This window comes from Ureibacillus sp. 179-F W5.1 NHS (assembly GCF_045369345.1).
GTDB classification, from domain to species: Bacteria; Bacillota; Bacilli; order Bacillales_A; family Planococcaceae; genus Ureibacillus; species Ureibacillus halotolerans.
Window position 1 is genome coordinate 1 of record NZ_JBIQFG010000066.1, and the last position, 11,022, is coordinate 11,022.

Genomic DNA, 11,022 nt, shown 5'->3' on the forward strand with positions numbered 1-11,022 from the left:
AAAGCCGGTGAAATTTTACTTATCGTAAAATTTCACCGGCTTTTCATTTCAGAGGTGGGTTTTGTCCCAGCCTCTTTCCCTTATTCGTAAGTTACTTTATAATCTTCATATTTTAACCATTTTAATTTCGCTTCGAAAAGTTTTAAGAAAACTAAGTTTAATATAATCGGTAATGCAATAAATAATGTAATTGAAATAATGATGCTTTCAGTATTCCAGCCAACTAAGTTTAAATATTTTAAAGGTCCAACGAATCCTGCTAGTCCAAATCCAGCGCTGTATGGAGTACCGATTACTTGGAATAGCCCTCCAAGTCCTCCTAGTATTCCTGCCGTTAAAATCATTGGAAAGGCAATTTTTGGTTTCATAAAGAAGTTACGCATTTGAATTTTAGCAGAAGCAATATGGGCAATCGCTGTACCAAAATTGTTAGCACGGTAACTTGCGATACACATACCAACACCTGATGCACAAACACCAAGGTTTGCTGCTCCAGCACCAATACCTGAAAGCATAATAACCGTTGCAACCCCAATCGTTGAAATTGGTGATAAAATTAAAATGGAGAAAATCATGGCTATGATTGCCCCCATTACGATTGGTTGAAGGCTTGTGACATACATAATCCCTTCACCAATTATCAATGAACTATTTTTTACATAAGGTAAGATTGATAATCCAATAATCCCAGGAAGAAAAATCGTTAACGCTGGCATTGCTAGCAATGTCCAGTCTTTTAATCTCGTTCCTAACCATTGCACAAATAATACGGCTAGTGCTGCTGTTAAACCAATATTAATAACCGTACCAATACCTGCGATTGTCATCGTTCCATCTGTCGCTACTGTAGTAACTCCACTTCCAATGAATGCAGCTAATCCTACAGAACATGTTTGAATAGGCGTTAATTTAAATTGTATACCGATCATTACGCCAATAATGACTGGTAATAGACTCATGACGATGATAGAAACATTTAATATCGTTTCTAGAAATGGTGCATAGGGAATGAGAAGTTTTAATATTTCACCAACAAGGGCGTTGGGGATTAAACAAACAACAATTCCTAAACTCATTCCAGTTAATAGCTTATTAAAAAACTCTTTCATAACTCATTCAAATCCTCTCTAGGTGTCACTCTTTAATGGTAAGACTATTATATAAGTTAGGAAGATTATTTCAATACTAAATTTTCTGAATATAACACAGTTATGTAAGATAACAATCGTAATACAGAATGAAAACGATTTTTTGTAGAAATATATCATATAAATGAAAATATCTTTATCGTTGCATCAAGTAGAGTTTTGCGAATTTTAAAAGGTATTTTAGAAAAATGGAAACGATTTTTCTTAGCCTTGGTATCATGAAGGGATTCGGTGTATAGTAATAGTATTCAACCATTCCTAATGAATGGAAAAGTATATATAACGAAAGGAAGAACTACATGTTAAAAGAAATAGTGTTCGAGCAATTAAAAGTAGCAATGAAAGAAAAAAATGTGATTGCAAAGGGTGTCTTAACGCTTTTAAAATCGGCATTAGATAAAGCAGAAAAAGAAAAGGGATCAGCTTTAACAACAGAAGAGGAAGTTGCGGTTGTTAATCGTGAAATTAAGCAAACGAACCAATCGTTAGATGGGGCAAAACAAGCAAATCGTGAAGATTTAATTGAAAAAGAAGAAGTAAAATTAGCGCTGTTAAAAAGCTTTTTACCGAAACAATTATCCGAAGAAGAAATTACAGCAGTACTAACAGAAGCTGGTGTTACAAGTGGATTAAATATGGGGGAAGCAATGAAAATTGCCAAGCCACTACTGGCTGGTAAAGCAGATGGTGCTACTATTTCTAAAGTAGTAAAAAGTTTAATTTCATAAGATAGCTTTTGAACTCGCCTTTTTGAGCGAGTTTTTTTATTGTGTAGAAAACATATTGACAAGTAGATTTTTCTGTTATATATTAACTTCAATTATAATATTCTGTTATATAACAAATGAAGGAGGAATAAATATGTCTGTTTATCGAGAAGGATATGATTATTATGTTTCAAAATGTATGGATTTTGGTTTAGAGCCGATTAATTTTTATTATTATGTGCTCCAACTTTCTGAGGAGCAGCTACTAGCTTTCAATGAACAAGCAAAAAAGTTAGAAGGAAGTGCCTAAAGGGGAGTTTGAAGAAAAATTCGTTGAAATGACATTAAATACAAAAGGAAAATTAAACGAGGTATTAAACTTGAACGTTTATCAAATCATTCAAAATATCCCATAAACAATCTTACTTTATAAAAAGAAAAGAGTAAGGTTGTTTTTGTTTGCACTAATATTAATAAAAAAGAGCAGCTTTCACTGCCCTCTAATAACCGATTGTTCTATTCACTTAATAATTCTTGTAGACGTTCATATTCATCGTTGCCGATAGCACCGTAATATTGATATAACAAATCAGAGTCTACTTTAATTTTATCTCTATAATTTAAATATAGTTCCTCTGTAAGATGACGGATAATTATTGGAACGGGTTGATTATGATTAAAGTGATTAATATGTTTCTCGATAAATGCTTCCGATAGTTCACACCATAAATTGTTTCCTAGTGCTTCAAAATCAATATAAGATAAATGAGCATTTAAAAAGTCTTCAGACAAATACCCGTTATATTGACAAACAATACGCCAATCTAAATGCTCCCGGTAACGATGTAACCAATGAGGTTCAAAAACCGCACACATTAAATCCATTTGTTTTTTTGAATAGGAATTAAAAATCTTATCCATTTCCTTATTTGACCGTTTTTTATAGCCCATATCATCATAAATTTGACAAGCTAATGAAGGGATACCTTTGACCATATGCTCGCTACCTGGCCACTTATATTGTCCACGATCATATTCAAAAAAGTGGAAATCAAATTTTTCCTCGTCTTCGTCTATTAATTCGTCTTCATCTAGAAGATGGATTGTACTATATTCGCTAAAATATGTTTCATCTTCAATAAATAATTCGATTTCACCTTCAAAATGTTCGTTGATTTTTATTTTTTGCCGTCTAAGTTGTTCAACTATGTAGTTTTTAAAAGACGCTGATAGTCTAGATAAAACTGGATAATTGTATTGAAGGGTTGATACATCCACTTGATCTAGATGTTCAATTAAATATTGTTCATTTAATTGGTCACAAGCATAGCAAATATATGAAAAATCAACGTAATCTAGATATTCTTCAAATTCGGTTGGATGCAATTTGACTAGATTATATCTCCAAAAACAATAATCATGAATAAATTGTTTGGACATCTCCGGATTATTATCTAGAATGTGAGTCATATCAATTTCATCGATAATTGGACCAACATATGAAGGAATGGATTTAATATCAAAGTTTTTTGGGAAATCTAGTTTTGCCAAAGATAATTTCGGATTGAATTTTTTTCTTCGACTTGGATGTGTTTTTAAACTATATGTTCCGATTGAACCGCGCTCGTCTAATAAAATATAAGCCAATTCCTGTTTTTGATCCCTCGTTAATTTGATGTTTTTCGGAAACTTAACAGAGGCGTAATAAGTTATATTGGCCATATCATAGAAAAATTTATAATCACCTTCAGGAGTAAATTCCGAACGGGACAAATTCTTTTTCCAATATAGAAGGGCTCCGTTAATCGGTGGATAGTTGGAAAAATGTATATTTGCTATAGAAAAAATATTATGCGAAAGAGATTCATCATAAACAGTTTTAATAAAATCTATACTTTTAATTTTTAACATGCTGTACCTCCGTTAAAACTATTATATACTTCCTAGACGAAAACAGCAGTAAAAAGTGTCTGGAGTAGATGGATTAAATATCGACTAGAATAAATAAAAATTTATTCATTTTTCGTAATCTGTTGGGAGCAAAATATGACCACTTTACTATCATATTTCTTTATCTTGAAATCTAGAACTAAATTATAGAAAAATTGTGAGGGAAAATGGAACATCAATCCTTCTATTCACTGATGAAATTGTAGAAACTTTTCGTATAAGGGAATGTAACGAAGGAGAATGTTATCTATTAATTTAATATTAACTTTGAGGTCGCTATTTAATAGTTATACAATCGCTTTAAGTTTAATATGTAATTATTAAAATAGAAAACATGGCATTTTAAAATGATGCCATGTTTTCACTTATATTTATGTTGTAAACTGCATTCCTGAAAAGATACCAGTTAGCCACGAACTTGCTGGTCCTGATACGGTCGCTTTATTTGGAAAAACATATCCTGATGGACCTACAAAAAACGGTATCGAAGAAAGTACATATTTCCCTGGACCTTTTGCTCTTTCACCACTATTAAAATAATTATAATAAGTGGTTACCGTTATAAGACATCCTGAACATTGATATAAGTTTCCGGTAAAGGTACCACCACTTGTAAGTGTATGTTTTCCAATTCCACGTGCAACCATTCTATGTTTTGCACCAGTTACCGGACATGGTACATAATTAATACCTATCTCTCCATTTTTATCAACTGAAATATCAACAGTTTCGTGATCATGTTTATGTGAATCGTGATTATGAGATTCATGATTATGTGTCTCAATCGAGTCTAAATGATACTCTGCCGCATTTGCTGGAGCAGAAATACCCATGAATAGTAGTAATGCAAATGTCAAGCTAAAAAATTTCCTCATATTGAACACCCCTTTAAATATTATTTGGACTTCAAAAAGATTCAACCTTTATTTTACATTTCCACCATCCACCTCCTATTAATAACAATATTCAACTCAAAAAAGCATTATCCTTTAATAACTGTTCGACAAATAACGATGAATGAAAACGTAGTACAAAGTATCATTTCAACTTCAATTCGTTATAAAACATTGCAAGTTTATTCCCAATAATTTTAGTTATAAATTTCATTCGATCACCTTCAAAATGGATTTAGATATTTACGAAAAATCTATAAATATTTCCTCAAGGATTGTGGGGGGCGAATGGGGAAAAGCGGATAACAAAATATTTCTATAAAAAATTTATACAGGATAGTATTGGTGGACGTAATAAATGGGAAGTAGGGAACAATAAAAAATTGAATGAGAACAAATTTATACAAAATATTCAAACAATCATTTGACTATTTGAATGTTATTGAATATATTAGTTTTAACAATCAAATATTCATTTGAATAAATGGGGTGTCTAGAGTGAATAAAGAAAAAGATGTATGTGAAATTACGTGTATAAATGAGGAGAAAGTCGTTTCAATTCAAAATAAATTATCGAAGGAAAATCCCTTCGAAGTGGCAAAAATTTTTAAAGCTTTATCTGATGAGACAAGAATTAAAATTGCCTATACACTTTTAGGTGGAGAGTTATGTGTCTGTGATGTGGCAAACATTGTAGGAGCAACTACAGCTACTGCATCCCATCATTTAAGGTTGTTGAAAAATTTAGGAATAGCAAAATACCGAAAAGAAGGTAAATTGGTTTATTATTCATTAGATGATGATCATGTCAAACAACTAATTGAAGTTGCTTTCGCCCATCAAAGGGAGGGAGTTCGAAATGAATGATGTTACAAAAGAAATAGAAGAAAAAAAGGTATACCGTGTAGAAGGTTTTTCCTGTGCAAATTGTGCAGGAAAGTTTGAAAGAAATGTAAAAGAACTTCCAGGTGTACATGATGCAAAAGTGAATTTTGGCGCATCAAAAATTAGTGTTGTAGGGGAAGTTTCCATCGAAGAACTAACGAAAGCCGGTTCATTTGAGAATCTTCAAGTGTTTCCTGATAAAATTAGTTCCCGAAGCGGGGAAGAAAAGGAAATTTCTAAAGTAAAAAATGAAGCATTTTATCAAAAATACAATACTTTACTTTATGCAACTCTCTTCATTGTTTTTGGATACCTCTCGATGTTCGTGAATGGGGAAGGAAACATCCTCACTTCATTATTATTTTTAACATCCATTGTCATTGGCGGTTATTCCCTTTTTATTGTAGGTTTACAAAACTTACGTCGTTTTGATTTTGATATGAAAACATTAATGACAATTGCAGTAATTGGTGCAGCGATTATTGGAGAATGGGCGGAAGCTTCGGTCGTAGTCATCTTATTTGCAATAAGTGAAGCGCTTGAACGATTTTCCATGGATAAAGCCAGACAATCCATTCGCTCACTAATGGATATTGCTCCAAAAGAAGCTCTTATTAAAAGGAATCATCAAGAAATGTTGGTACCTGTAGAGGATATTTTAATTGGTGACATGATGATTGTGAAACCAGGTCAGAAAATCCCAATGGATGGCATTATCGTAAAAGGTAATTCAACCGTAAATCAAGCAGCCATTACAGGTGAGTCCGTTCCTGTGTATAAAAAGGAAGACGATGAAGTATTTGCAGGTACCTTAAATGAAGAAGGGTTACTTGAAGTTCGAATAACAAAATTAGTCGAGGATACGACGATTTCGAAAATCATTGAACTTGTTGAAGAAGCCCAAGCAGAACGGGCCCCATCCCAAGCATTCATAGATACATTTGCGAGATATTATACGCCAATCATTATAGTGATTGCGGTTATTGTGGCCGCTATTCCTCCTTTACTTTTTGGTGGAAGTTGGTCGACGTGGGTTTATCAAGGGTTATCAGTTTTAGTCGTTGGTTGTCCTTGTGCTTTGGTCATTTCAACTCCTATATCTATTGTTTCTGCCATAGGAAATGCAGCAAAAAAAGGCGTTTTAATTAAAGGTGGCATTTATTTAGAAGAAATGGGCTCTATTAAAGCAATTTCTTTTGATAAAACAGGTACGTTAACAAAAGGGGTTCCAGTTGTAACGGATTTTCATGTATTGAACGAAAATATGGAGGAAAAGAACTTATTAGCCCTCTTAGCAGCATTAGAATCACGTTCTGGTCATCCGCTTGCTTCAGCAATCATGAATAAAGCAAAAGAAGCATCTATCGTTTATCAAAATATTGTGGTTGAAGATTTTGCTTCTTTAACTGGCAAAGGGATTAAAGGAACTGTACAAGGCAAAACAGTTTATGTCGGCAGCACGAAACTATTTAAAGAACTTTTAACGATTGACGAAAGTTTAGAACGGTTATTCATAGACCTTCAAAACGAAGGGAAAACCATCATGATCATCGGTACAGAAAAGGAACTTCTAGGTGTCATTGCTGTTGCGGATGAAGTGCGTGAATCGAGTAAGGATGTAATTCAACAATTACATCAACTTGGAATTGATAAAACAATAATGCTTACAGGAGATAATCAAAGTACTGCGAATGCGATTGGACGTTACGTTGGGGTATCAACTGTTAATGCAGAATTGATGCCGGAAGATAAACTAAATTCGATAAGACAATTAAAATCTCAATTTGGAAAGGTCGCTATGGTAGGGGATGGTGTCAATGATGCACCTGCATTGGCTGCTTCGACTGTTGGAATCGCAATGGGAGGAGCTGGAACGGATACGGCTTTAGAAACTGCAGATATAGCTTTAATGGCCGATGATTTAAGAAAACTACCATTTACAGTAAAGTTAAGTCGCAAGTCGTTAAATATTATTAAAATGAACATTATTTTTGCGATAGGAATTAAAGTTTTAGCATTGCTACTAGTCGTTCCAGGATGGTTAACGTTATGGATTGCTATTTTATCCGATATGGGTGCTACTTTACTCGTCTCATTAAATAGTCTACGTCTTATGGGAATGAAGGAATAAATAGATTTTAAGAGCATGGTTTTGATTCAATATAATTAGTTGGATCAAATTACATGCTCTTTCCTATATGTGATAAAAAAACATTCAATTTAAAGGGATTTGGAAAAATGTGTATAATAATATGAAGGAGATGAAAAGTTGAAAATAAAGGAAGAAGAAAAATGATGAAATTTTACGGTGTTTTAGTTTTAACGATTATTATAGCTATAGGATGTTTCGTATTTTGGACTAATTCTCAAAACAAATTACAAGGAACTTCCGAAAATGAAATATGGGAAGCCGAATATAAAAATGAAAAAATTGGAGGTAGCTCTATCGGATGGAAAGTATCCGTCCAACAACTAAATAAAGAAGAGTTGACAGTTAAAAAATTGCTATTTTTAGAAGATGATAAAAAAATATTCGAACAATTAAAGTTCCAAAATGGCATAGATATTGATGGTACAAAATACTCTTTACATCCTTTTTCTTATCCAAATTTATATTTTGGAGATGCTCCAAAGGATAATGTGGATTACACCATTGAAATCGTATGGGTTGATCAAAGTGGGAATGAACATACAGATAAAATTGAACTTAAATAAAAGGGAAATCTTTAGATGGAATGCTTAAGTCTTACAATTGAATATTCTTTATTTAAATAAAGATAGGAACTTCCATCTAACTGAAAGTTCCTATTTTTGTCTTCTACAACTTAAACAATATCACTATTTAAAATGAACCTTGATAGGCTTTATACCAATGATATGGTTGTATTTCTTTTAATGATTTATATTCCAATTTACCATTTGGATTAGTCACAGCCGCTTTTACATTTTCTCCCCAGTAAAAAAGTCTTTCTTGACATACACCACAGGGAGATAAAACGGTAAATTCGGAATTTTCATCTTCCCTTACTACACAAATCGTATGAGTGACTTTTGTATTTAGTTTATGTGCTTCAAGAATGGCACCCGTTTCAATACATAATTCAGTCGAAGCATTGATAACGTCTGGTGCTACACTGGTTAAGATTTGACCATTTTCCGTATACATGGCTGCGGCTCCACCCCAGCCTGATGGATATCTCTTTTCTATCAAATCGATTGCTTGGTAAAGTTTTTGTTCGATGCTAATTTTTTCTATAATAATACATTAACAGAATTTAGTTCCTTCTGCTAAATTGGCTATTCCTGTTTAACAAATTATTAATAAGTACTTTAACAGTACTAAATAAAGTTTCTTTTAATTACTAAAAAGATACTAATTTTCTTTATTGGTTAACTTTAATTAATGGGATAAATTGATTGCATATTTCCTTCGGTTGATGTACGTTATGTGTACACATTTTCACATAACGTACATTTTTTACTTGTGGAGGCAATCGTATGATATCGAACATGAATAGGGACGATTTTAAAGAAAGTAAAGATTATATCCAATCAATTGACCGGATGTTTCAAGTGTTAAATACGTTTAGTGCAGAAAATCCTTCATTAACAACAAGTGAAATTGCCCAAATGACCGGTTTAAGTCGACCAACAGTACGCAGAATTTTACTTACATTGGAATATTTAGGGTATGTAAAATCAGATCATGCAAATTTTTCACTAACTATGAAAATTATCGAGTTAAGTTCGGTTTATCTTTCTTCTCAAACATCCGTCTGGCAGATGGCTCAACCTGTTATGGAATCTTTTGTTAGAGAAACCGGTGAATCAAGTTCTATTTCGATTTTAGATGATGATAATATTTTATATGTGGCAAGAGTTTCGGAAAAAAGAATAATGTCGATTAATTTAGAAGTCGGATCTCGTTTGCCGGCGGTTTCAACTTCCATGGGCCAAGTATTGCTTGCCTATTTACCCGATGATGAGTTAAAGGAACGTTTAAATAAGTTTCAGTTTAAAAAATTTACTGAAAATACGATTGTTGATAAAGAAGAATTGTACGAGATATTAATGGACATTCGAAAAAAGGGCTGGGGAGGAGTTGACCAGCAGTTGGAGGAAGGTGTTCGTTCCATAGCTGTACCTATTCGTAAATTAAATGGTCAAGTGATTGCGGCCATTAACTGTTCTGTTCATGCAGGTCGTGTTTCCAAACAACAGTTGTTAGAAGAATTTTTACCGAAGCTTAAAGAAATGGCACGGTTAATTGAGAAAATTGTAAGTATTCGTTAAAGTATCTTAACCGTAACAATTTCCAACTCCAACTTAAAAATCTGCACGATTCTTCCCGGGGAGTCATGCAGATTTTTTAATAACATTAATCAAACTGAAATAGGTCTCGGGAAAGTAAAACTTTTCATAAGAGAGAACCGTAGAAATAGTAGATATTCCAAAAAGTGTTAATTTGTTAGGATAGGTGAAAAATGATTTCAATCGATAGAAAATTAAGATTACGAGATTTAGAAATTTTTCGTTTCTATAAAGAAAATAAAATGTTAGCGTATGTCATTATCGAAGATACGAGAGGACCTTTTACAGAAGAGGATAAAAGGTTAGAACCACTTTGCTTTTTAGATGAAGAAGATATACATGACATTGTTAATGTATTTAAAATCTATATCTTATCCGATGAACCGTTAGGAAGAGATGATTCGATTATGGTAAGACAGTTTTTTGGAAATTTAGTGGACAATAGTTCTATTACTAATTTTATTATCCAAGAATTTGTACAAAAAGACTTATATGAACATGTCGATGATTCTTGGGATATTAAAACTTATCAAAGAATGTTAGAAATAGTTGGATCAAAGTGTAAAATTCAACCTATCGATGAAAAAAAATTGGTACCATTTATCTCAAGAGTAATAGTTTATTAATCTTAACTAAACATTCATGCTACACTTATGGTATAGAAAAATTTGTAAAGTAGTGAAATGATTAGAGAAAATGTACACCTTTTTAGCCAAATTGTTAAAGAAGCAGTTAGTAAAAGAAGTATAAAATCGTAGTAAATCCGTAGATTTTCTGAAACTTTTAAACAAATTTTACGTAGATAAATAAAGGTGGTGTTAAAAAATGAATTTTAGTGGTTGGATTGCCATTGTTCTTGCTGTTGTAGTAGCCTTAGGTTTATTTGATAAAAAATCTAAGAAGAAATCATCATAAGTCATCTAGATAAGTAATGTTATAAAGTCCAATTATAGTACATAATCTTTTGTATGAGTTTAAGCTATATCTTACATCTTATAAAGGTTTAGAGAAATGGCTAAATGAATCAACCAACTTTATATTCTATAAATAGGTGTATTTTGCAATAGAAAAGTGCAGAAAAATGCAATTAAAAATGCAGAAGTTTGCCACCCAATTAGTTTCTTTTTG

At 32.5% G+C, this 11,022-nt stretch carries 11 protein-coding genes; 7 read left to right on the top strand and 4 right to left on the bottom strand.

Annotation, left to right across the window (positions count from 1 at the left end; translation table 11 throughout):
• Window positions 1-80: 80 nt before the first annotated feature.
• Entirely contained in the window at window positions 81-1,109 is a 1,029-nt protein-coding gene (locus tag ACH0B5_RS17145) for a PTS sugar transporter subunit IIC (protein ID WP_406928203.1), read from the bottom strand.
• 338 nt (window positions 1,110-1,447) lie between these two features.
• Between ACH0B5_RS17145 and ACH0B5_RS17150 the strand changes: the two genes are divergently transcribed.
• Both ACH0B5_RS17150 and ACH0B5_RS17155 read left to right on the top strand, forming a co-directional pair.
• Window positions 1,448-1,876 carry a GatB/YqeY domain-containing protein gene (locus ACH0B5_RS17150; RefSeq protein ID WP_406928204.1) on the top strand — a complete coding sequence of 143 codons (429 nt, stop codon included), beginning with the start codon at window positions 1,448-1,450 and terminating at the stop codon, window positions 1,874-1,876.
• A gap of 133 nt (window positions 1,877-2,009) precedes the next feature.
• Window positions 2,010-2,165 (top strand): transcriptional regulator, encoded by a 156-nt coding sequence (locus ACH0B5_RS17155; protein WP_341362039.1) that lies wholly within the window; start codon window positions 2,010-2,012, stop codon window positions 2,163-2,165.
• 206 nt (window positions 2,166-2,371) lie between these two features.
• On the opposite strand, the gene ACH0B5_RS17160 is transcribed toward ACH0B5_RS17155, so the two are convergent.
• Both ACH0B5_RS17160 and ACH0B5_RS17165 read right to left on the bottom strand, forming a co-directional pair.
• Window positions 2,372-3,766 (bottom strand): nucleoside-diphosphate sugar epimerase, encoded by a 1,395-nt coding sequence (locus ACH0B5_RS17160; RefSeq protein WP_406928205.1) that lies wholly within the window; start codon window positions 3,764-3,766, stop codon window positions 2,372-2,374.
• Window positions 3,767-4,176: 410 nt separating this feature from the next.
• Window positions 4,177-4,680 carry a hypothetical protein gene (locus ACH0B5_RS17165; RefSeq protein WP_406928206.1) on the bottom strand — a complete coding sequence of 168 codons (504 nt, stop codon included), beginning with the start codon at window positions 4,678-4,680 and terminating at the stop codon, window positions 4,177-4,179.
• A 516-nt stretch (window positions 4,681-5,196) separates the two neighbouring features.
• Here ACH0B5_RS17165 and ACH0B5_RS17170 point away from each other — a divergent pair.
• The 3 genes from ACH0B5_RS17170 to ACH0B5_RS17180 all read left to right on the top strand — a co-directional run bounded on the left by ACH0B5_RS17170 (window position 5,197) and on the right by ACH0B5_RS17180 (window position 8,298).
• Complete coding sequence (locus tag ACH0B5_RS17170; RefSeq protein ID WP_122973531.1) at window positions 5,197-5,565, top strand: ArsR/SmtB family transcription factor; 369 nt, start codon at window positions 5,197-5,199, stop codon at window positions 5,563-5,565.
• Window positions 5,558-7,714 carry a heavy metal translocating P-type ATPase gene (locus ACH0B5_RS17175; RefSeq protein WP_341362041.1) on the top strand — a complete coding sequence of 719 codons (2,157 nt, stop codon included), beginning with the start codon at window positions 5,558-5,560 and terminating at the stop codon, window positions 7,712-7,714. Before ACH0B5_RS17170 ends, ACH0B5_RS17175 begins: the two co-directional genes overlap by 8 nt.
• Before the next feature lie 161 nt (window positions 7,715-7,875).
• Window positions 7,876-8,298, top strand: coding sequence for a hypothetical protein (locus ACH0B5_RS17180; RefSeq protein ID WP_122973529.1), 423 nt, complete (start codon window positions 7,876-7,878; stop codon window positions 8,296-8,298).
• 127 nt (window positions 8,299-8,425) lie between these two features.
• Here the strand turns inward: ACH0B5_RS17180 and ACH0B5_RS17185 are convergent, their stop codons facing one another.
• On the bottom strand, window positions 8,426-8,830 hold the full coding sequence (locus tag ACH0B5_RS17185) for a cytidine deaminase (protein ID WP_341362957.1): 405 nt from the start codon (window positions 8,828-8,830) through the stop codon (window positions 8,426-8,428).
• 251 nt (window positions 8,831-9,081) lie between these two features.
• On the opposite strand from ACH0B5_RS17185, the gene ACH0B5_RS17190 reads away from it, so the two are divergent.
• Both ACH0B5_RS17190 and ACH0B5_RS17195 read left to right on the top strand, forming a co-directional pair.
• Window positions 9,082-9,876 carry an IclR family transcriptional regulator domain-containing protein gene (locus tag ACH0B5_RS17190; protein ID WP_406928207.1) on the top strand — a complete coding sequence of 265 codons (795 nt, stop codon included), beginning with the start codon at window positions 9,082-9,084 and terminating at the stop codon, window positions 9,874-9,876.
• A gap of 191 nt (window positions 9,877-10,067) precedes the next feature.
• Complete coding sequence (locus ACH0B5_RS17195) at window positions 10,068-10,520, top strand: terpene synthase (RefSeq protein ID WP_241559389.1); 453 nt, start codon at window positions 10,068-10,070, stop codon at window positions 10,518-10,520.
• Window positions 10,521-11,022: the final 502 nt, after the last annotated feature.

Coding starts and splice junctions, on each gene's coding strand:
- ACH0B5_RS17160 (WP_406928205.1), bottom strand. CDS start 3,766: ATGTTAAAAATTAAAAGTATAGATTTTATTAAAACTGTTTATGATGAA.
- ACH0B5_RS17150 (WP_406928204.1), top strand. CDS start 1,448: ATGTTAAAAGAAATAGTGTTCGAGCAATTAAAAGTAGCAATGAAAGAA.
- ACH0B5_RS17175 (WP_341362041.1), top strand. CDS start 5,558: ATGAATGATGTTACAAAAGAAATAGAAGAAAAAAAGGTATACCGTGTA.
- ACH0B5_RS17145 (WP_406928203.1), bottom strand. CDS start 1,109: ATGAAAGAGTTTTTTAATAAGCTATTAACTGGAATGAGTTTAGGAATT.
- ACH0B5_RS17190 (WP_406928207.1), top strand. CDS start 9,082: ATGATATCGAACATGAATAGGGACGATTTTAAAGAAAGTAAAGATTAT.
- ACH0B5_RS17180 (WP_122973529.1), top strand. CDS start 7,876: ATGATGAAATTTTACGGTGTTTTAGTTTTAACGATTATTATAGCTATA.
- ACH0B5_RS17155 (WP_341362039.1), top strand. CDS start 2,010: ATGTCTGTTTATCGAGAAGGATATGATTATTATGTTTCAAAATGTATG.
- ACH0B5_RS17195 (WP_241559389.1), top strand. CDS start 10,068: ATGATTTCAATCGATAGAAAATTAAGATTACGAGATTTAGAAATTTTT.
- ACH0B5_RS17165 (WP_406928206.1), bottom strand. CDS start 4,680: ATGAGGAAATTTTTTAGCTTGACATTTGCATTACTACTATTCATGGGT.